Source organism: Metasolibacillus sp. (assembly GCF_025291715.1).
Lineage (GTDB): Bacteria > Bacillota > Bacilli > Bacillales_A > Planococcaceae > Metasolibacillus > Metasolibacillus louembei.
The window spans coordinates 38,418-58,537 of record NZ_JAMBIZ010000013.1; the positions used below are offsets into that span (position 1 = coordinate 38,418).

Genomic DNA, 20,120 nt, shown 5'->3' on the forward strand with positions numbered 1-20,120 from the left:
TATTTAATCCTGTTTTATAACTTCACTTTTAGCATATAAATCCAAGTATTTGACTTCTCTCTAAATCCCTCGCACAATAAAGGAAGTTCATAGAAAGGACGGAACCAATGACCAATATCGTTTTACTCTTAACAAATGAACAAGTGCAAGAAGTGAAAAATGCTTATGTAAAAAATCAAGTGAGCCGTAATGCTCCAGGCGTTGTCTTTGCAGCAAAATTAGCAGATACATCGATTACTGCATATAAGTCAGGCAAAGTGATGTTTCAAGGGGGCGGCGCTGAGCGTGAGGCTGCACGATGGGGCATAGCGACTACAACAGCTAAAACAAGTGCAGCAAAAGGCGACAAATTACCTGAAAGCTTTGCCACAATGTCGGTTATTGGCTCTGACGAAACAGGCACAGGCGATTATTTCGGCCCAATTACTGTTGCGGCTGTTTATGTACCTGCCGACAAAATTCCACTGGTACAGGAGCTTGGTGTCAAAGACTCGAAAATGTTGACGGATGATTATATGCGAAAAATCGCTCCTGATTTAATGAAGGTTTGCACTTACAGCATTTTGACATTGCGCAATGACAAGTATAATGCCCTGCAAGCAAAGGGTTATTCGCAAGGGAAGATGAAAGCATTACTGCACAACCAAGCACTACAGCATGTATTAAACAAAATTGCACCCGAACAGCCACAATATATTTTAATCGACCAATTTGCCGAGCGCGATACGTACTATCGCCATATACAAAAGGAAAAAGAAATCGTACGTGACAATGTACTGTTTTCAACAAAGGCGGAAAATTTGCATGTTGCGGTAGCAACAGCCTCTATTTTAGCTCGCTATGCCTTTTTAAAGGAAATGGATCGATTGAGTGAACTCGTCGGCTTTACTTTGCAAAAAGGTGCGAGCAGTAAAGTCGATGTGATGGCAGCGAAAATTTGGAAGGTAAAGGGCGAGGATGTGTTGCGCTCCATTTCTAAATGGCATTTTGCCAATACGGAGAAGGCGCGCAAGATGATGAAGTAATTCAACCATAAAAAATCGATTAACCCTAAGTTTCTTAGGGTTAATCGATTTTTTATGATCTTGAATAGGAGAAATATTTCGAAAATCGAAAAAAATACGTGAAATATGTTCGGAATTTTTGTAAAATAGAAAAGAATTTGTTTATAGGGGGAATTTTCATGACAACGAATTATCCAGAAGTATGGGATTTAGATGTATTTTTCGAAGGTGGTAGCAGCTCGCCTCAATTTGCTGCACATTTAGAAAAAACAGCAGCTTTAGTGCAAGATTTACAACAATTCGTTAGTGAACTTGCTGTACCACAATCTGCTACAGAAACAGCAGGATTATTACAAGTAATTGATAAAGTGAAAGACGTGCGCCAGCATATGGCGCAGGCAGGTGCCTTTTTATCTTGTTTAAACGCACAAAACATTAAAGACCGTGAAGCAATGCTATTACTAGGCAAAGTTTCTTCGCTTTATGCCGAAGTGGCACCATCATATGAAAAACTGCGTCAAATAGTTGGTGAAATTGAAGAAACAACGTTCCAGCAATTAATTACAGCGGATGAACTTGCGCCATTTGCCTTCATTTTAACAGAGTGGCGTGATGCCTCGAAGGAATCGTTATCTGAAGAGGAAGAAGCTTTAATTTCTTCTTTAACAGTAGATGGCTATCGTTCTTGGGGCGAAATGTATGATCTATTAATTAGCGATATTCGTGTAGAGGTTGAAGTCGATGGCGAAATGAAGTCGCTTTCTGTTGGTCAAGCGAATAACTTAAGCTCACATAAGGATCCAAAAGTGCGCAAAGCTGCTTTCGAGGCAATTGAAAAAGTGTTTACAGAGCGCGAGGAATTTTTCGCAAAAACATTAAACCATTTAGCAGGCTTCCGCTTAAATGTTTATAAAAAACGCGGCTGGGACAATGTATTAAAAGAGCCTTTAACAATTAACCGCATGAAGGAAGAAACACTTGATGCCATGTGGGGTGCTATTACAGAGCGCAAAGCTACATTTGCAAACTATTTAACACATAAAGCACAAATGCTTGGCGATGAAAAGTTAAATTGGCATGACTTTGATGCACCAGTTACAGAGGCAACAGCAAAAATGGATTATCAAGAAGGGGCTGCCTTTATTTTAAAGCATTTCGGCCGTTTTGGCGCAGAGCTAGAAGCCTTTTCACGTAAAGCATTTGAGGATGGGTGGATTGAAGCAGAGGACCGCGACAATAAAAAACCAGGTGGCTTCTGCACAGGCTTCCCATTAGCACAGCAATCGCGTATTTTTATGACGTATTCAGGCTCAATGTCCAATGTAGCGACATTAGCGCATGAACTTGGTCATGCATTCCATAGCTATGCGTTACGCCCTGTTCACCCATTAAATACAGGCTATGCGATGAACGTAGCGGAAACTGCTTCGACATTTGCAGAGATGATTGTGGCAGATGCAGCGGTGGAAGAAGCCAGCACAAAAGAAGAGAAAATTGCGTTACTTGAAGATAAAGTACAACGCTCTGTTGCCTTCTTTATGAATATCCATGCACGCTTCCTATTTGAAACACGCTTCTACGAGGAGCGTAAAAACGGTGTTGTGTCATCAAAACGCTTAAACGAATTAATGGAACAAGCACAGCGTGAGGCATATGTAGATGCTCTTGGTGAAACACACCCACACTTCTGGGCAACGAAGCTACACTTCTTTATTACAGGTGTACCGTTCTACAACTTCCCATACACGTTTGGCTACCTATTCTCGCTAAGCATTTATGCGAAGGCAAAAGAGGAAGGCACAGGCTTTGAGGAGAAATATATCGCCTTACTACGTGATACAGCGGTAATGACTGTGGAAGATTTAGCGATGAAGCATTTAGGCGAAGATATTACGAAGCGCGATTTCTGGTTAAAGGGCATTGCACTTTGTGAAAAAGATGTTGAGGAATTTATTGCGTTAACATCAAATTAAACAAAAGGCTATTAGAAATAGCAGGTATCCCCTGCTTTTCTAATAGCCTTTCTTCATTTATTTCGCTTGATAATCTTCTCGTTTGGTTACATCTACTCGTTTTACAAAGAATGTTAAAATAAGCGCAATTAACGAAACAGCTGCCGCAACGAAGAAAGTGAAATTAATCCCTTCGAGCATTGCTGTTTGCTGAATTTGTGCTGTCATTTCTGCAATTTGTGCCTCTGTTGGCTGAACACCACTAGCTGCTGCTTTTTCTTTCGCTTCTGCTGCAAGCTCTATTGCGCGCGATTTCGTATGCGAGTTCATAATCGTTACGAAAATCGCCGTACCAATTGCCCCTGTTACTTGCTGTGCCGTATTGTTAATGGCTGTACCATGCGGATTCATCTTCATCGGTATTTGATTCAAACCATTTGTCATAATCGGCATCATCACAAGTGCCATACCAAATGAACGCACAGTATAAACTGTAATAATATAAGCATGCGATGAGTCCATTGATAATTTCGATAAATAATATGTGGACACTGTCATAATAATTAAACCAATCATGGCAATGATGCGAGGGCCATATTTATCAAAAAGCTTCCCTGTAATAGGTGACATGAAGCCCATCACAAGTGCCCCTGGAAGCATCATTAACCCTGCATCAAACGGTGAAATACCGCGCACTGTTTGTACGTAAGCAGGCGTTAAAATCATCCCTGAGAACATTGCTACAGACATCACCATCGAAATAACAGATGATAGGGCAAACATCGGATATTTATAAATACGTAAATTCAATAATGGTTCGTCTAATTTTAATTGGCGTACAATAAATGTTAGTAAACCAATTGCCCCTAAAATAATAGTGCCATACACTTCTACTTCGCCCCAGCCTTTTGAGCCAGCCATACTGAAGCCATATAGCAAGCCACCAAACCCGATGGTCGATAACACTAATGATAGATAATCAATTGTTACTTCACGTGTCGGCATAATATTGCGCAGCTTCCAAATTCCAAGAAGCAAGCTAATTGCCGCAAATGGAATAATCATTTCAAAAAGCACACGCCAATCGTAATGCTCTACAATCCATCCAGACAATGTTGGTCCGATTGCTGGAGCTGCGAACATTACAAGTCCAAATAAGCCCATCGCTGTCCCACGTTTTTCAATTGGGAAGCTGATTAACATTATATTCATTAATAATGGTGACATCGTAGCAGCACCTGCTGCTTGCACCATACGCCCCGCGATTAAAATACCGAAGTTTGGTGCAAATGCCGCCATCACTGTTCCAAGTAAAAATAATCCCATTGAGACAGTGAAAATTGTGCGGTTTTTAAATTTTGTAATTAAAAAAGCGGAGGCTGGAACTAAAATCCCACTCACTAACATATAGCCTGTTGATAGCCATTGAACAGTTGAGTAGTTTTCAATATTTAAGTCCACCATAATAGATGGTAACGCAATATTTAACAATGTGTTATTTAAAAAGGCAACAAATGTGCCAATAAATAAAATCGCAATCATTAAATACGGCGGTTTTTTTAATGTTTCTGTTGTCATACTTAAAAACCCTTTCTCTTTATTATTTCATAGTTCGAAGTTTCACTTGACTTATTTTATACTCATAGTCTAAAAATCGCAACTGTTTTTTACTATAAGTTTAAAAACCTTGAATTATCAAGGTTTTACATATAGAATGATAGTATAAAGAGCAACTTCAATCAGGCTTTTACGGACAGTTAGCGCCCATTCTCTCAACTCTTGAGGTGGACATCTTACTGTCCGTTAATGCGGGTTAAATAAAAGCAAATCCAAGGGACTGAACTATAGTGAATACAAGAAAAAGGAAAATCATTGATGTATCCTTACAGCTTTTTACCGAAAAAGGCTTTCATCATACATCCGTACAAGATATTATCGAGCATGCGAGTATATCGAAAGGCACGTTTTATAATTACTTCTCATCTAAAAACGAATGCTTTTTAGCCATTTTGGAGCAGCTTCGTTATACAACACAGCTTCAACGCTATGAATTGCTGGCCAATCACGATGAACAAGATATTCATATACTAATTAAACAAATTATTGTGCCAATGAAGCTGCGACAAGAACAAAATTTAATGACATTGTTTGAGGGTATTTTTCAATCGAGTGATTTGGAGCTAAAGAAAGGGCTACGCCAACACCGTTTTCAGGAAATTCAATGGCTAACAGAACGTTTAATCAATGTGTTCGGTGAAGAAATTAGACCATATGCCTTCGAATGCTCCTTAATTTTTTTCGGCATCACCCATTACTTAGCAATGGCATGGCGCAGTGCCTATCACGTACCAGCTGACTTGTATCAGCTAGTACAAAAAGGATTGGAATATGTTCAAGCCTTGCTCCCAACAATGCAACAAACAAATGCTACATTGCTAGGCGTTGATGCCTTTCAGCGTATACAAAACAAGGCGACACAGCCTGTTACAACAAAGGAAAATGTTATAGAGCAGCTAACGGGCTTTATTAAACAGCTAGAAGCGAAAACAAATGCAACAGGTCATGAGCTCGCAGCCTTTCTCATCGAGGAATTATCTAAAGACTCTTGGCGCAAACATGTAATCAACGCATCACTACAAAGCTTTCGTACTGCGTTTAAAAGCACAACGCATGAAGCTGAAGCAATCGAATTATCTTATAAAATCACGTTCTTACTAAAAAATTAAAAGATGTAGTGAATAGCGGCAAAACCGTATTCACTCCATCTTTTTTCGCCTATTTGATTAACTTCATAAAAAGATATCGCACAAATGGGCCAATAATAAGTATTTGCAGTGGCAACGCTATCACAAAGTTTTTCCCGAAAGCAGTTACATATTCCGCTACAAAATAATCAGGCATATGACCTACATGTAGACTCATCGTCATGACACCATATAAGGTCATTACAAGTACCATGCCAATTACCATACATATGGAGATGGCTAAAATTTTATATACTTTTTTCGTTGTATGCATCGTTGCTTTAAAAGCAACTTTTTTCGCAATTGGTCCAACTAAAAACACTTCAAGTATAAAGGCAATCATAAATGTAATAAGAAAATTAATGAGCCCTTCTGTTAATGTAATTTCACCTATTAAACCATTTAGATAAAAATTATAGAAGGTCATCACGACGACCATTCCAAAACACATCATTAAACTGAATTGAATACTTTCTTTTCTCGTTGTTGGCAAATAAATTCCCCTCTCTCGTCACTTTACAAATTCTAATTATAGAGAGAGGAAAAATTCTTCATAAGTGAACATTTCGTGAACTTTATTGATCACTTTCTATTGATTCAAGATAAAATAAACCACCACTTACAGCATCCATTTTAATTTTTGCATTGTAACGCTCTTGCAGTGCCTGCTGTTCAATTTGATAAACCTCAGGCTTGTCCTCCATATCCCCATAAAAATAATTGAGTACACGTAGCTCACGTTGCCATTTCATTATGGCTTCATCTGCCCATGCATGATTGTCCTGCAAAATAATTTCTTCCATCGTTCTGTGCAAACGCTGTAATCCTCTAGTTGGTGCAATAATATGCTGCACACAAAAACTATTTTGTGGCTTTGTCATCTGCAAATTTTTTTGCATAAGTAGCTCATGGAAATTTTGCTTTACGTAGCCTGTCATTAAATTCAAGCCAAATGAATAAAGCATTTCCTTTGTACAATCACAGCAATAGGACACTTTATAATTCACTGCAAGCCAAGGAGTTAGAAAATTTTGTGCAATGCCCCCTGTCTGCTCATACATTTGGACATATGCCCCTAACTCTCCTGTCACTTGGCGCAACTGCTGTAACCTTGGTGAACCAAAATGAATAATTTCTCCCTGCCCCTGCATGCTCGTCGTTAAATGTAATCGAGCTGGGTTCGGCTCACTATTTGTCGCCTCAACATATTGCCAATAAAATGGGCGATTCATTATTTTTTTATCCATCTCGACAGTTAATTGCACTTGCAAGCTATCGTTAAGCTGTAAAACCTCACAGCCTGTTTCCTGAAAAAAATGCGTTAAAAACTGATTGATTCGCTGCGCATCCATCGTTGGTCTCATCCGCTCCTATTCGTTAAAATCGCATCCAGCTCCCCGACCACTTGCTCAAATACGTCGATTTTGGCATGAAGCAATGCTAAAATATGCTGCTCAATCGTTTGTTCCACCGCAAAATTATAAATTTGTACATCCTCCGTCTGCCCTAAGCGGTGCACACGTCCGATGCGCTGCTCAAGCTTCATCGGATTCCATGGTAAATCATAGTTAATGACATGACTACAAAACTGTAGGTTAATCCCCTCACCGCCAGCCTCTGTTGCGATTAACACTTGCGCATGCTCCTTAAATAAATGCTTCATATAATCTCGCTTACTTTTTTTATATTTACCATTAAATAAAACAGAGGTAATACCCATTTCATATAAATAAGCTTGTAAATAGTGCTGTGTCGCACGGTATTCTGTAAAAATGATGACCTTATTATTAATTTGTTGAATAAGCTCAGCTGTTTTCTGCGCCTTTGAATTGATTGTTAATTGCTGCAAGCCTTCCATAAGCTCTTCAGGTAGCTGTGGCATTTTTGACAATGTTTCACAAAGTGCCTCTTTACTGCTGCATAGCTCCTTTTGCAGCGTCAAGCGCGTCATTGGGTTTGGCACGTCTAAGCTGCTTATTTGCTCATAAATTGCCTGCTCCTCTTGCGAGAAATGAATTGGTACAATTTGCACATGGCGCTTCGTCCATTCAACATTTGTATCCTCTCGGCGATTACGCACCATCACTTGATGGACAAGCTCCTGTAAAAATTCTTGATGCTCCAGTGACTGCTTTTTAGCTGAAAAAGCAGCTTGAAAAGCCTCATAGCTCCCTAATTGCCCAGGCTTTAATAAGGAGATTAAATAAAACAATTCAAAAATATTATTTTGAATCGGTGTTGCTGTTAGCAATAAGCAAAACTTCTTTTTCAAGCTTTGCACAAACTCATAAATTTGTGTTTTATGATTTTTTAATTTATGTGCCTCATCAATAATAATCATGTCAAAATTTTGTGCATAAATCCGTTCTTTATGCGGGCTTTTCTTCGCTGTATCCATGCTCATCACAACAATATTGCACTGCTCAAGCCCATATTTTTTATGATAGGCAACTGCCGGAATATGAAACTTCAATGTCAATTCGTCAATCCATTGTGTAATGAGTGACGCAGGAGCTAAAATAAGTGCCTTTTGCACAAGACCACGTACCATGTATTCCTTTAAAATTAAGCCTGCTTCAATCGTTTTCCCTAAGCCTACCTCATCCGCCAAAATTGCCTTACCATGCATTTGCTCAATAACCGTTGTTGCTGCCTCAATTTGATGCTGTAGCGGTGAAAGCATCGGCAAATATTTCACACATTGTAAGCCTGAAAAATCAGGTATTAATTGCGCCTTCGTCAGCTCATAATTCATTTGATAAAGCGCCCAGCTTTGCCAAGGCTGCTCACCATTTAGCCGTTGCATAAAACCTTCCTGCCATTTTGTTGATTGTTCGATTTCCATATGGACCACCTCAGCATTCAATTACTTGTAGGGTGTCCGAAAAAATAAATTTTATCCATGCGTCATCATCGGATTTATAAGCTCGCTAAATTTCCGAGCAGCTCTTGATAAGGGCACTGACTTCAAATGGCAAATACCAATGCTCCGCTCTGGTAATGGTTGCTGTAATGACAGCTCATATAAAAGCCCTTTTTCTAAATATTCCATCGCAAATTCCTTCGTTACACAGGCAATGCCTAAATTAATTTGCGCAAATTGCAGCAATAAATCGTGTGAGCCCAGCTCAAATTCAGGTGTTAAATGATAGCCCTGCTCCTTCAAATAGTGCTCCACATAATTGCGTGAATTTGCCTTTTTGCCAAGAAAAATTAACGGCATTTTCATTAACAAAGACAATGGAACAGGCTTTTTCGTTAAGTTTTTATATTTTTCTCCACAAACGAAAATATCATGGATTTTCTTGCATGGCAGCACCTGTAATTGTTCATCTTGAATAGGCAAATTACATACGCCAATATCCGCTTCACCCGTTCTTATGAAATCTCGAATTTCAGAGGTTGTTCCGTTTAATACCGTAAGACGAACGCCTGGATATTTCAAATGGAACGTTTCTAAATAAGGTAGCAAAAAATAACGCGAAATTGTATCTCCTACGCCAATACGTAACTGCCCTGTTGTCAAATGCTTAAATTCCATTAGCTTTTCCTCACCCGCATGTAAAATGCCAAGTGCTGATTGCACATATTCATATAACACTTTCCCCTCATCCGTTAATATCACACCTTTTGGGGTGCGATGAAAAAGGGGTGTTGCAAGCTCTTTTTCTAATTTATGAATTGCTTGACTTACTGCGGATTGCGTCATGTAGAGCTCTTCTGCCGCTTTAGAAAAACTTTTATTTTGGCTAACAATATTAAAAATACGGTAATAATCTAATTTTCCAATCATATTAATTCTACTTATACTCCCTATAATTATTATTAATTTTACTTATAACATATCATTGTTGTATAGTAAACTTTGGATAAAAAAGATAATTGGATGAAAACGTTAGGAGAGATACTATGGAACGTGTAGTTGGAACAGTTGTACGAGGACTTCGTGGTCCTATTATTAATGAAGGTGACGATATTGAACAAATCGTTGTTGATACAGTATTAAATGCAGCAAAAGTAGAAGGCTACTCAATTGAAGATCGTGATATTGTGACAGTAACAGAATCTGTTGTTGCACGTGCACAAGGAAATTACGCAGGCGTTGAGCATATCGCGAAGGATGTTGCGGCTAAATTTGGTGATGATACAATCGGTGTTATTTTCCCTATCCTATCTCGTAACCGCTTTGCCAACTGCTTACGCGGCATTGCAAAAGGTGCGAAAAAAATCGTGCTTATGCTAAGCTATCCATCTGATGAAGTAGGTAACCATTTAGTCGATATCGATGAGTTGGATGTGAAAGGTGTCAATCCTTGGACAGATACGTTATCAGAGGCTGAATTCCGTGAGCATTTCGGCTTTAAAAAGCATACGTTTACAGGGGTAGACTATATCGAGTATTACAAACAATTAATTGAGGCAGAGGGCGCAGCATGTGAAGTCATCTTTTCAAACAATCCAAAAACAATTTTAGATTATACGAAAAGCGTTTTAGCATGTGATATTCATACACGTTTCCGTACAAAGCGTACATTAGTAAATAACGGTGCTGAAAAGGTCTTTACTTTAGATAATATTTTATCGGAATCCATTGATGGCTCTGGCTTCAATCCAGAATATGGCTTGCTTGGCTCGAATAAAGCGACAGAAGATACTGTTAAGCTATTCCCACATAATTGCCAGCCAATCGTTGATGGTATTCAAGCGAAAATTAAAGAAGCAACAGGTAAAATAGTTGAAGTGATGGTCTATGGTGATGGCGCATTTAAAGATCCTGTAGGGAAGATTTGGGAGCTTGCTGACCCAGTTGTATCACCTGCATATACAAAAGGTCTTGAAGGCACGCCAAATGAAGTGAAATTAAAATATTTAGCTGACAATGACTTTGCTGATTTACGAGGCGAGGAATTAAAAGCAGCGATTTCTGAATATATTACAAATAAAGGTGAAGATTTAACAGGTCAAATGGCTGCACAAGGTACAACACCACGTAAGCTAACAGACTTAATCGGCTCGCTGTCAGATTTAACCTCTGGCTCTGGCGACAAAGGAACACCACTGATTTATATTCAAGGCTATTTCGATAACTATACAAAATAATAAGACTGGGCGTCGGGGAAACGATTTCCCCGACGTCTGTGTTTATGCCTCGTAATTAAACTGCCATTCCACACCAAATTTATCTGTTAAGCCACCATAGCATTTGCTCCAAAACGTTTCTTGTAGCTCCATATGCACCTTGCCATCATGCTTTAATACATCAAAGGCATGACGCAGCTTTGCTTCATCGTTTGTGACAACAGCTAATGTCACATTGTTCCCTACTGTATATGGGTGTCCAGGGAATGTATCAGAAAACATTAAATCTGCCCCCATCGCTGACATACGAGCATGCATAATTAAATCTTTTGCTTCCTCTGGAATTGGGTGCTCATCGTTCGCATGCCCTTCTCCAAATGTCATCATTTGCGTTGTATCAGTTTGAAATGCTTCCTTATAAAGCTCAATCGCCTCACGTGTTTGTCCATCAAAAATTAAATATACGTTAATTGCCATCTTATCCACTCTCCATCTCAATTTAGTAGTAGCTTGTACAATATTACGTTTTTTATTATACACCAAAAAGAACAAATGTTCTACATTTATTTTACGATGGTGCTAATCGCTTTAAAAGCGTCACCTTTTGCGACTTGCTGCATTTCAAATAAAGCCATTTCTACGCTCGTTTGTTTAGCGCCTAGCTGTAGCATTTTACCAATACCGAGCTGGCGATTTTCTGCCGTACGTGAGGATACACAGTCCACTAAAACCTCGACTTCATAGCCGTTTGCAAGTAAATGTGCTGCCGTTTGATAGACACAAATATGCGCTTCAATACCTGCAAGCAATATTTTTTTGCGACCTGTTGCTTCAAGCTTTACACGAAATTCCTCTGTATCATAGGCGCTAAATGTAATTTTTTCAATTGGCTGTCCGTTAATTTCAGCAGCAATTTCAGGTGTTGTGGGACCTAAGCCTTTCGGATATTGCTCTAGCCATAAAATTGGCAGCTCCAATACATTTGCACCCTTTACTACTTTTACAATATTGTGAATGACATTTTCGCTATTTTCTACGATTTGTGCAAGCTTACCTTGTATATCAATTAAAACAAGTACTGCTTCTTCTTTTTGCAACATGGATGATTCCCCCTTTTCTCCTTATTATAAAACCTGCCTATATGTTTTACAATTTACAGCATTGAACAGGCTCTCTATTTTATGTATAGTTGTATGGCGAGGAGGTTTTTTAAATGTTAAGAAAAAGCTGGCTTATTAGCATCGCCATTTCTTTATTTGGCGTGATGATTATTGAATATTTTTTCACATTTCAACTGGATGATACAGTGAAACATGGCAATTTAGGTATTGTAGGGCTTGCACTTATCACCCCTTTTATTTTATTAAGCTTATTTGTGACGTTTCGTTTTTTTATGGAGCTGTCGCGAGGCTCAAAAGACTCAATATTACGCAATATTTTAGTCATCGCAGGTATTGGATTGATTATTGCTACAGGCTATTATGCAGTACAGTACAAAAATGATGTGTATGCCTCACTTGGTGGCACAACATATGACCCACAATCTCAAATCTACGGTCTTCCTGTTTTAAATGAATATACGAATCGAGTGTTTATTAATTACTATACATTTTTATTTATCCATACGATCAGTGCAGTGCTTGGAGCTATTTATGGGGTTGTGAAGCCAAAAAAAGCGGATGAGGAGATTGAGTAGTTTTTAACTTACAGTAAAGGAGTGTATAACAATGATTCAAAAAGTAGGACAAATTGGGGTAACCGTTAAAGATTTAGGTCGCGCATTGGTTTTTTATAAAGAGCAATTAGGGCTCACTCTTCTATTTAACACAGATACAATGGCTTTTTTTGAATGTAATGGACTGCGACTTCTGCTATCACTTCCTGAAAAAGAGGAGTTCGCTTCCTCAAGCTCTGTTATTTATTTTCAAGTAAATGACATTAAAAGCATTTATGAAAACTTAGTAGATAAAGGTGTGATCTTTATAGATGCACCTCATATGGTAGCGAAAATGGGACAGGTGGAAACATGGATGGTGTTTTTTAAGGATACAGAAGGTAATACCCATGCATTGATGAGTGAAGTGCAAATTTAAAAATGAAAGGAGACCGCCGCAACGGTCTCCTTTTGTTATTGGTTATTAACGTACTTCTGCGCCAGCTGCTGCAAGTGCTTTTAATACTTTGTTATGCGCTGCGACAACTTCTTCGTCTGTTAATGTGCGCTCTGCATCGAAGTATGTTAATGAAAAGGCAACGGATTTTTTATCTGCTGCTACTTTTTCACCTTGGTATACATCAAACACTTTAACATTTTTCAATAGCTTCGTACCTGCCGCACGAATAATCGCTTCGATTTCGCCTGCCGCTGTTGCGCGGTCTAGCTCTAATGCAATATCACGCGTAATGCTTGGGAAGCGTGGAACAGGGCTATAAACAAGTCCTTCTACTTGTGCATTTAAAATAGCGGCTAGCTTCATTTCCACTACATAAGTTTCTTTTAAATCGCTCTTTTTCTGCTCAGCAGGATGTAATTGACCGATTACCCCAATTACTTCGTCATTTAATAAAATATGTGCTGTACGTCCTGGGTGTAAGCCATCCACTACTGCTTTTTCATAGCTGACTGCTGTTGTTAAGCCAAGCTTTGCAAATAATGCTTCCACAATGCCTTTTGCTACAAAGAAATCGACCGTTTTTTTCTCACCTTGCCATGTATTATCTGTCCAACGACCTGTTAATGCAACAGCTAGATGCTCTTCTTCATGTGGTAATTCTTCTGCTGTTTTCCCAAGGAAGACAGAGCCAATTTCATACAATGCTACGTCGTTTACTTGACGTGCCACGTTATGGCTAACCGCCTCGATTAAATGTGGTAGTAAGCTTTGGCGCAGTGTAGAATGCTCTTCACTCATTGGCATTAATAATTTCGTTGTTTCCTCTTTTTGTAATGCAAATTTTTGTGCATCCTCAGCAGATGTTAATGAGTAAGTCACCGCTTGGTATAAGCCTGCCCCCTCCATCACATTACGCACAACACGGCGCTTCGCTTGATATGGTGTTAAGCCACCTACTTGCTCACCTGATGCTGGCAATGTCATCGGAATTTCATCATAGCCATACAGGCGTGCAATTTCTTCCACGATATCCTCTTCAATTGTAATATCGCCACGGCGTGTTGGTACATCAACAATTAAGACACCGTTCGCTGCTTCTACACCGAATTGTAGGCGATTTAAAATCGAAATCATGTCCTCTAATGAAATTTTCATACCAAGGCGTGCATTAATGAAATCTGGTGATACGATAACTTGCTTTGGTGTTTTATCCAGTTCATCAACTAGCACCGTTCCTTCTAATACCTCGCCGCCTGCCAGTTCAGCTAATAGCTGTGCTGCACGCTCTGCTGCAAGCAATACGCGATTCGGGTCTACTCCCTTTTCGAAGCGTGCTGAAGAGTCTGAGCGTAAGCCTAAATCCTTCGATGTACGGCGCACAGATGAGCCTGCGAAATAAGCAGATTCAATGACAACAGTTGTTGTCGCATCAGAAACCTCTGATTTCGCACCACCCATGACACCCGCAACTGCCTCTGCTACTTCACCATTTGTAATTAAATAGTTATGCGGCTGTAATGTGCGTTCAATATCATCTAATGTCGTCATTTTTTCGCCTGCCTGCGCTGGGCGTGTGACGATTTTCCCTGTACGTAATTGATCGTAGTCGAAGGCATGCAATGGCTGACCGTATTCTAATAAAATATAGTTCGTAATATCAACTACATTGTTATGTGGACGAATGCCACCAGCCATTAAATAATGCTGTAGCCATAATGGTGATTCAGCCACTTGAATATTTTTAACAACTTTCGCAGCATACAATGGGTTCACTGTCGTATCTTGTACTTCAAGCTGCAAGACATCTGCTGCTTTTTCATTTGATGTTGCGTATTTGATTTCAGGTAGTTTTACATCCGTGTCTAAAATTGCTGCAACTTCGTAAGCAACGCCTAGTATTGACATGGCATCAGAGCGGTTTGCTGTTAAACCTAGCTCTAACACTGTGTCGCGTAAGCCTAATAGCTCAAGTGCATCTGTGCCTGGCACGCTATCCTCTGGTAGCACATAAATCCCTTCGGCATAGGCTTTTGGTACAAGGCGACCTTCAATGCCTAATTCTTGTAATGAGCAAATCATTCCATTTGACTCTTGACCACGTAGCTTCGCCTTTTTAATTTTAATGCCGCCTGGTAAATGGGCGCCTGGACGAGCGACAATCACCTTTTGTCCTGCATCAACATTTGGTGCACCACAAATAATTTGCTGTAAGCTTTCTTCACCAACATCAACTTGACAAATATTTAATTTATCTGCTTCAGGGTGCTTTTCTTTTGAAACAACATGCCCAACAACGACATTTGTCATGCCCTGTGAGCGGTCAATCACAGCGTCCACTTCAATACCTGAACGCGTAATTTTTTCTGCTAATTCAGCTGGTGCTAAGTTTGAGAAATCAACATATTGGCTAAGCCATTTCAATGATACTAACATCGTTCTTCCACCTTACCCTTCTGCGCGCTCAAATTGTGATAGGAAGCGCACATCGTTTGTATAAAAATGACGAATATCGTCTACACCGTATTTCAGCATGGCAATACGCTCTACACCAATACCAAATGCGAAACCAGATACCTTTTTCGGATCATAACCAGCCATTTCAAGTACATTTGGATGTACCATGCCTGAGCCTAAGATTTCAATCCATCCAGTTTGCTTACATACGTTACAGCCTGAGCCACCACATTTGAAGCATGATACGTCAACCTCTACAGAAGGCTCTGTGAACGGGAAGAAGGATGGACGTAAACGAATTTCACGATCAGCACCAAACATTTTTTTCGTTAAGACATCAAGCGTACCCTTTAAATCGCTCATACAAATATTTTCGCCTACAACAAGGCCTTCAATTTGCATGAATTGATGCGAGTGTGTTGCATCGTCTGAATCGCGACGGAATACTTTCCCTGGACAAATAATGCGCACTGCTGCACCTTGTTTCGCCTCCATTGTACGTGCTTGTACTGGCGATGTTTGTGTACGCAATAAAATTTCCTCGGAAATATAAAAAGTATCCTGCATATCACGTGCTGGATGGTCTTTCGGTAAGTTTAATGCCTCGAAATTGTAGTAGTCTTTTTCCACTTCTGGCCCTTCTGCAATTTCGTAGCCCATTGAAATGAATAAATCTTCAATTTCCTCAATAACGCGTGTTAATGGATGACGGTTTCCTGATTTCACCGCTGCACCTGGCAATGTCACGTCAATTGATTCTTGCTCTAATTGCGCTTGAATTGCTTGCTCCTCTAAAATCGCTGCCTTTGCCTCTAATTCAGTCGTTACTTGCTCACGCACTGTATTGACTAAGGCTCCCATTTTCGGACGCTCTTCAGCAGATAGCTTCCCCATCCCTTTTAGTAAATCTGTAATTGGTCCTTTTTTGCCTAAGTACGCAACACGCACTTCGTTTAATGCTTTTAAATTGGCTGCTTCTTCAATTTTTTGTAGCATTTCTGCTTTCAATTGATTCAATTGTTGTTCCATTATTTTTCCTCCTTCAAATGATGTGCAAACAAAAAACCCCGCCCTAAAAAAGGGACGAGGTTGAATGTTCGCGGTACCACCCTAGTTATTGCTATTGCAATCACTTCATTTACATAACGACGCGTTAAACGCCGGCTATTCTTTCTTCGATGCTGATGTGCGAATTCCCGAATAGCTGCTCGCGGGGTGAACTGTAGTGTTCGATTTCATTATGCAAGCTTTCAGTCGCGGCTTGCACTCCCTTAAATGAATCAATTGAACCTACTCTTCCCGGTCAATGCATTTATTTATACAATATGTTTTTATTCTACGCTATTTTTGTAGAAGGTTCAAGTTGATTACTAAAAATGATAATGAATTTGAAACGAGGATATCGAGATTTTTAGTACTAAAGTAATAATTCGCCCAATGAACATAGGAAATCGCCCAACGGATGACAAAATTCGCTCATCCAATGTGGAAATTCGCTCATCCAGCAACTAAATTCGCTCAACGAAACTAACAAGGGCTGTTCAAAAATGAACAGCCCTCCTTTCTATTTCACAAACGCATACAATAAAATCCCTGTCGCGACAGCTACATTCAATGATTCAGCCTGCCCTAAAATCGGGATGATAATGTTTTGATCTGTCTTCGCTAAAAGCTGTGGGCTAATACCACTGCCTTCATTGCCAACGATTAATGCAAAGGCATCTGTGGCTTGGATATCCTTGTACGATACCGCATTTTCAAGCGCTGTGCCGTAGACAGCAACGCCTTCGTCTTGCAGATTTTCTACCCATTCAGCTAAATCGCCACGTACTACAGGAATATGGAAATGTGAGCCTTGTGCCGAGCGCAATGTTTTCGGGTTGAAGGCGTCTGCACTGCCTTTCCCTAATATAACCGCATCTAAGCCAGCTGCATCTGCCGTGCGAATCATTGTACCAATATTGCCTGGGTCCTGTACCGCATCGACAAGTAATACTTTGCGCCATGCATTCATACCCTCTATTTTTGGCTGCTTGCAATGTGCAAAGACGCCTTGTGATTGTTCGGTTTCAGCTAACTCTTTAGCGACTGCCTCATTTACTTGCACAATCTCCACATCATCAATTGGCCAAAGCAGTGGTAAATCTACATTGTCCTTGACGATAATTTGTACAATTTTCTCTTTATTCTTTAATGCTTCCTCAACAAGATGAAAGCCTTCCACGATAAACTCACTTGATTTTTCGCGTTCCTTGCGTGTTGTCACAAGCTTTTTCCAATGCTTCACCAATGCATTTTGTGTTGATTCAATTCGTTTCATCATTCAATACCGCCCTTTTTTTCTCAATGCCTCATTTTATCATAAAATTATTTTGAAAAGTATAATTCCACTGATTTTGTCCATAGTAACAATATACTGATATTTTTTAAAGGAGATTGAACGATGAACTTTCAAATACGACAAGCAATTACTGCTAATGTGACAGGACAAAATGCACAGGAATTAACTGATATTGTAGAGGATGCAATTGAGCGTGGCGAGGAGCACTTATTACCAGGGCTCGGCGTGTTTTTAGAAAAATGGTGGAATGTAGCGGATGAACAAGAACGCCAACACTTTACAGAAAAGCTAGCGACACAATTTAATTAGCAGAAAAAAAGCAATCCAGCGTCTCCCGGATTGCTTTCGCTATGTAGCGATGGTGTAGTCCATCTTGATTACATTCATCGCAATGTAGTTATTTAATCGTGGACAGCGTCTCCCGTACAGCGATTAAAGGGAACTACGACAGCATTTGGTTGCGCTACCTGCTTGCAAATGCCCGATTTTGATTCAGCTAAACGCTGAATCAAAATCAAACCTCCGGTGGATGTATTAGATACAGTTGCGACCCGCAACTTGTTATCTACGCTAATAAAGAAATTAATACTGCCTTTTGTGCATGCAAACGATTTTCTGCTTGCTCGAAAATATAAGAGTTTGGTCCATCAATAACAGATGTTGCTACTTCTTCTTCACGATGTGCTGGTAAGCAATGTAAAAACATATAATCAGGCTTCGCATGTGCGACCAGCTCATCGTTAATTTGATAGCCTTGGAAATCCTTTAAGCGTTGCTCTGTTTCCTCTTCCTGCCCCATCGATGTCCATACATCTGCATAAATAGCATCTGCATTTTTCACTGCCTCAACTGGGTCATGTGTTGCAAGTACAGAGCCACCATTTGCTAGTGCAATTTGTTGTGCCTGCTCCATAATTGTTGCATCACATTCATAGCCAGCAGGTGTTGCTACCGCTACATGCATTCCTACATGTGCCGCTGCAATGACAAGTGCATGTGCCACATTATTGCCATCACCTACATATGCCACCTTCAAGCCTTTTAGCTCGCCTTTATGCTCAGCGATTGTTTCTAAGTCAGCTAATGCTTGGCAAGGATGATCTAAATCTGTTAAACCGTTAATCACGGGGATTGTTGCAGATTGTGCAAGCTCCTCGACCATCGTGTGAGAATTGGCACGAATCATAATTCCATCTAAATAGCCTGATAATACACGACCTGTATCTGCAACAGGCTCTCCACGACCAATTTGCATATCGCGTGCATTCATATACATGCCATAGCCACCTAACTGCTGCATGCCTACTTCAAATGAGACGCGTGTACGAGTAGAGCTTTTTTCAAAAATCATGCCAAGCGTCTTACCTTCTAGTAAACGTGGGCATTTGCCTTGCTTTGTCACGATTTTCATCTGTGTTGCAAGCTTGATTAATGCCTGCACTTCCTCGCTTGTGTAATCAAGCAATGTTAATAAATCTTTTCCCTTTAAACTGTCAACAGGCTTTAACTGTACCTCTTCTAATAATTTCATATTTATACGCACCTCTGTAACTTTATGTTGTTTTCATTATACGTATGAATAAATATAAAATCAAGTGTATTTTTATGTTTTTTAATATTTATTTAAAACTTTCGATAAATATACATTGTTTTTCAAAAAATAAACGTGTCTATTCAACACGTTTATTTCACATAGCGCTGCATCGTTTCATACATTGCCCTTGTTTCCTCGCTTGAAGCTAAATTAAAAATAACAATTTGATCATCTGCAACAAAACGAATAAATGGCGGCTTACTTTTATCAACAAACAATTTTACTTTCTCGCCATTTTCCAGCTTAAAGTGTCCTTTGAGCTTTGTACCAACTGCCGAGCCGTTTGTGCGCACCGCAATTTCTGGTAACGTTTCGATTAATTCTAACTGCTGTATATTTTTCCACCCATATTCATTGCCATACACTCCTTTCACTTCAAGCTGCTGCTCTGTTGCGATGATAGATGTTTGCTGTAATGAAAAATAGATTAAAATTGCAACACCGACGAATGTAACAGCTAAAATAATAGCAGGTCTTTTTAGTTGTTTGCCTGCACCTTTTTTCAATTTACCATGCTCATCCATGATATTATGATTGAATTTTTGAGATTTAATTACAATCACAATCGCTGAAATAATTAAAACAATAATAAGCGGCGTCATCAAGCGATGATAGCCGAACCTATCAGCAGCTCCTAACGCTAAAAACAATAATGCGATTCCATACATATAGCGACCAATAAAGCGGCTGAGCCCCTCTATATCCACATGCTCCTTCTGTTCCTTCGACATCGTATTATAGCCTGAGATAAGAAAATACCATTTAAATTTATGCACTGCAAATCCTAAAAATACCAAAACTGCGGCAATAATTATCCAAACCATTGTGCTCTCCTTTC

At 39.6% G+C, this 20,120-nt stretch carries 19 protein-coding genes and 1 other annotated feature; of the genes, 7 read left to right on the forward strand and 12 right to left on the reverse strand.

What is annotated here, in order from left to right:
- Positions 1-107 precede the first annotated feature (107 nt).
- Both rnhC and M3Z76_RS10190 read left to right on the forward strand, forming a co-directional pair.
- Positions 108-1,025 (forward strand): ribonuclease HIII, encoded by a 918-nt coding sequence (gene rnhC / locus M3Z76_RS10185; protein WP_293926200.1) that lies wholly within the window; start codon positions 108-110, stop codon positions 1,023-1,025.
- A gap of 158 nt (positions 1,026-1,183) precedes the next feature.
- Entirely contained in the window at positions 1,184-2,977 is a 1,794-nt protein-coding gene (locus M3Z76_RS10190) for a M3 family oligoendopeptidase (protein WP_293926198.1), read from the forward strand.
- Between the two features lie 57 nt (positions 2,978-3,034).
- On the opposite strand, the gene M3Z76_RS10195 is transcribed toward M3Z76_RS10190, so the two are convergent.
- On the reverse strand, positions 3,035-4,534 hold the full coding sequence (locus M3Z76_RS10195) for a DHA2 family efflux MFS transporter permease subunit (RefSeq protein WP_293926196.1): 1,500 nt from the start codon (positions 4,532-4,534) through the stop codon (positions 3,035-3,037).
- 269 nt (positions 4,535-4,803) lie between these two features.
- Here M3Z76_RS10195 and M3Z76_RS10200 point away from each other — a divergent pair, with 269 nt between their 5' ends.
- A complete protein-coding gene (locus M3Z76_RS10200) occupies positions 4,804-5,682 on the forward strand; it encodes a TetR/AcrR family transcriptional regulator (RefSeq protein WP_293926194.1) in 879 nt (292 codons plus the stop codon).
- 49 nt (positions 5,683-5,731) lie between these two features.
- Here the strand turns inward: M3Z76_RS10200 and M3Z76_RS10205 are convergent, their stop codons facing one another.
- The 4 genes from M3Z76_RS10205 to M3Z76_RS10220 form a co-directional block, all read right to left on the reverse strand.
- Entirely contained in the window at positions 5,732-6,193 is a 462-nt protein-coding gene (locus M3Z76_RS10205; protein WP_293926192.1) for a DUF2798 domain-containing protein, read from the reverse strand.
- A gap of 82 nt (positions 6,194-6,275) precedes the next feature.
- Entirely contained in the window at positions 6,276-7,064 is a 789-nt protein-coding gene (locus M3Z76_RS10210) for a YqhG family protein (protein ID WP_293926190.1), read from the reverse strand.
- Positions 7,061-8,545: a DEAD/DEAH box helicase gene (locus tag M3Z76_RS10215; RefSeq protein ID WP_293926188.1), complete on the reverse strand. Its 1,485-nt coding sequence runs from the start codon at positions 8,543-8,545 to the stop codon at positions 7,061-7,063. Before M3Z76_RS10215 ends, M3Z76_RS10210 begins: the two co-directional genes overlap by 4 nt.
- A gap of 51 nt (positions 8,546-8,596) precedes the next feature.
- Positions 8,597-9,493, reverse strand: a complete 897-nt coding sequence (locus M3Z76_RS10220; RefSeq protein WP_293926185.1) for a LysR family transcriptional regulator — start codon at positions 9,491-9,493, stop codon at positions 8,597-8,599.
- A 116-nt stretch (positions 9,494-9,609) separates the two neighbouring features.
- Between M3Z76_RS10220 and M3Z76_RS10225 the strand changes: the two genes are divergently transcribed.
- Positions 9,610-10,800 (forward strand): coenzyme F420-0:L-glutamate ligase, encoded by a 1,191-nt coding sequence (locus M3Z76_RS10225; protein ID WP_293926183.1) that lies wholly within the window; start codon positions 9,610-9,612, stop codon positions 10,798-10,800.
- A 42-nt stretch (positions 10,801-10,842) separates the two neighbouring features.
- On the opposite strand, the gene M3Z76_RS10230 is transcribed toward M3Z76_RS10225, so the two are convergent.
- A complete protein-coding gene (locus tag M3Z76_RS10230) occupies positions 10,843-11,256 on the reverse strand; it encodes a VOC family protein (protein ID WP_293926182.1) in 414 nt (137 codons plus the stop codon).
- 86 nt (positions 11,257-11,342) lie between these two features.
- Positions 11,343-11,879 carry a hydrolase gene (locus M3Z76_RS10235; protein ID WP_293926181.1) on the reverse strand — a complete coding sequence of 179 codons (537 nt, stop codon included), beginning with the start codon at positions 11,877-11,879 and terminating at the stop codon, positions 11,343-11,345.
- Positions 11,880-11,992: 113 nt separating this feature from the next.
- Between M3Z76_RS10235 and M3Z76_RS10240 the strand changes: the two genes are divergently transcribed.
- Entirely contained in the window at positions 11,993-12,475 is a 483-nt protein-coding gene (locus M3Z76_RS10240) for a nucleoside-diphosphate sugar epimerase (protein ID WP_293926180.1), read from the forward strand.
- A 31-nt stretch (positions 12,476-12,506) separates the two neighbouring features.
- Complete coding sequence (locus M3Z76_RS10245; protein ID WP_293926178.1) at positions 12,507-12,872, forward strand: VOC family protein; 366 nt, start codon at positions 12,507-12,509, stop codon at positions 12,870-12,872.
- Between the two features lie 45 nt (positions 12,873-12,917).
- Here the strand turns inward: M3Z76_RS10245 and pheT are convergent, their stop codons facing one another.
- From pheT to M3Z76_RS10260, 3 genes are all read right to left on the reverse strand, one after another.
- Positions 12,918-15,326 carry a phenylalanine--tRNA ligase subunit beta gene (pheT, locus tag M3Z76_RS10250; RefSeq protein ID WP_293926176.1) on the reverse strand — a complete coding sequence of 803 codons (2,409 nt, stop codon included), beginning with the start codon at positions 15,324-15,326 and terminating at the stop codon, positions 12,918-12,920.
- A 12-nt stretch (positions 15,327-15,338) separates the two neighbouring features.
- On the reverse strand, positions 15,339-16,376 hold the full coding sequence (gene pheS / locus M3Z76_RS10255) for a phenylalanine--tRNA ligase subunit alpha (protein ID WP_293926174.1): 1,038 nt from the start codon (positions 16,374-16,376) through the stop codon (positions 15,339-15,341).
- A 47-nt stretch (positions 16,377-16,423) separates the two neighbouring features.
- Positions 16,424-16,663, reverse strand: a binding site (T-box leader).
- Between the two features lie 248 nt (positions 16,664-16,911).
- Positions 16,912-17,667 (reverse strand): TrmH family RNA methyltransferase, encoded by a 756-nt coding sequence (locus M3Z76_RS10260; RefSeq protein ID WP_293926309.1) that lies wholly within the window; start codon positions 17,665-17,667, stop codon positions 16,912-16,914.
- 123 nt (positions 17,668-17,790) lie between these two features.
- Between M3Z76_RS10260 and sspI the strand changes: the two genes are divergently transcribed.
- Positions 17,791-17,997, forward strand: a complete 207-nt coding sequence (sspI, locus tag M3Z76_RS10265) for a small acid-soluble spore protein SspI (RefSeq protein ID WP_293926171.1) — start codon at positions 17,791-17,793, stop codon at positions 17,995-17,997.
- A 256-nt stretch (positions 17,998-18,253) separates the two neighbouring features.
- Here sspI and argF read toward each other — a convergent pair whose 3' ends face one another.
- Positions 18,254-19,219 (reverse strand): ornithine carbamoyltransferase, encoded by a 966-nt coding sequence (gene argF / locus M3Z76_RS10270; RefSeq protein ID WP_293926168.1) that lies wholly within the window; start codon positions 19,217-19,219, stop codon positions 18,254-18,256.
- A 152-nt stretch (positions 19,220-19,371) separates the two neighbouring features.
- Positions 19,372-20,106, reverse strand: coding sequence for a DUF3784 domain-containing protein (locus M3Z76_RS10275; RefSeq protein WP_293926165.1), 735 nt, complete (start codon positions 20,104-20,106; stop codon positions 19,372-19,374).
- Between the last annotated feature and the right edge of the window lie 14 nt (positions 20,107-20,120).

Excerpts from the sequence above, each read along its gene's own strand:
- M3Z76_RS10215 (WP_293926188.1), bottom strand. The coding sequence starts at position 8,545 with ATGGAAATCGAACAATCAACAAAATGGCAGGAAGGTTTTATGCAACGG.
- M3Z76_RS10240 (WP_293926180.1), top strand. The coding sequence starts at position 11,993 with ATGTTAAGAAAAAGCTGGCTTATTAGCATCGCCATTTCTTTATTTGGC.
- argF (WP_293926168.1), bottom strand. The coding sequence starts at position 19,219 with ATGAAATTATTAGAAGAGGTACAGTTAAAGCCTGTTGACAGTTTAAAG.
- sspI (WP_293926171.1), top strand. The coding sequence starts at position 17,791 with ATGAACTTTCAAATACGACAAGCAATTACTGCTAATGTGACAGGACAA.
- M3Z76_RS10260 (WP_293926309.1), bottom strand. The coding sequence starts at position 17,667 with ATGAAACGAATTGAATCAACACAAAATGCATTGGTGAAGCATTGGAAA.
- pheT (WP_293926176.1), bottom strand. The coding sequence starts at position 15,326 with ATGTTAGTATCATTGAAATGGCTTAGCCAATATGTTGATTTCTCAAAC.
- rnhC (WP_293926200.1), top strand. The coding sequence starts at position 108 with ATGACCAATATCGTTTTACTCTTAACAAATGAACAAGTGCAAGAAGTG.
- M3Z76_RS10230 (WP_293926182.1), bottom strand. The coding sequence starts at position 11,256 with ATGGCAATTAACGTATATTTAATTTTTGATGGACAAACACGTGAGGCG.
- M3Z76_RS10190 (WP_293926198.1), top strand. The coding sequence starts at position 1,184 with ATGACAACGAATTATCCAGAAGTATGGGATTTAGATGTATTTTTCGAA.
- M3Z76_RS10225 (WP_293926183.1), top strand. The coding sequence starts at position 9,610 with ATGGAACGTGTAGTTGGAACAGTTGTACGAGGACTTCGTGGTCCTATT.
- M3Z76_RS10275 (WP_293926165.1), bottom strand. The coding sequence starts at position 20,106 with ATGGTTTGGATAATTATTGCCGCAGTTTTGGTATTTTTAGGATTTGCA.
- pheS (WP_293926174.1), bottom strand. The coding sequence starts at position 16,376 with ATGGAACAACAATTGAATCAATTGAAAGCAGAAATGCTACAAAAAATT.
- M3Z76_RS10245 (WP_293926178.1), top strand. The coding sequence starts at position 12,507 with ATGATTCAAAAAGTAGGACAAATTGGGGTAACCGTTAAAGATTTAGGT.
- M3Z76_RS10210 (WP_293926190.1), bottom strand. The coding sequence starts at position 7,064 with ATGAGACCAACGATGGATGCGCAGCGAATCAATCAGTTTTTAACGCAT.
- M3Z76_RS10220 (WP_293926185.1), bottom strand. The coding sequence starts at position 9,493 with ATGATTGGAAAATTAGATTATTACCGTATTTTTAATATTGTTAGCCAA.
- M3Z76_RS10195 (WP_293926196.1), bottom strand. The coding sequence starts at position 4,534 with ATGACAACAGAAACATTAAAAAAACCGCCGTATTTAATGATTGCGATT.
- M3Z76_RS10235 (WP_293926181.1), bottom strand. The coding sequence starts at position 11,879 with ATGTTGCAAAAAGAAGAAGCAGTACTTGTTTTAATTGATATACAAGGT.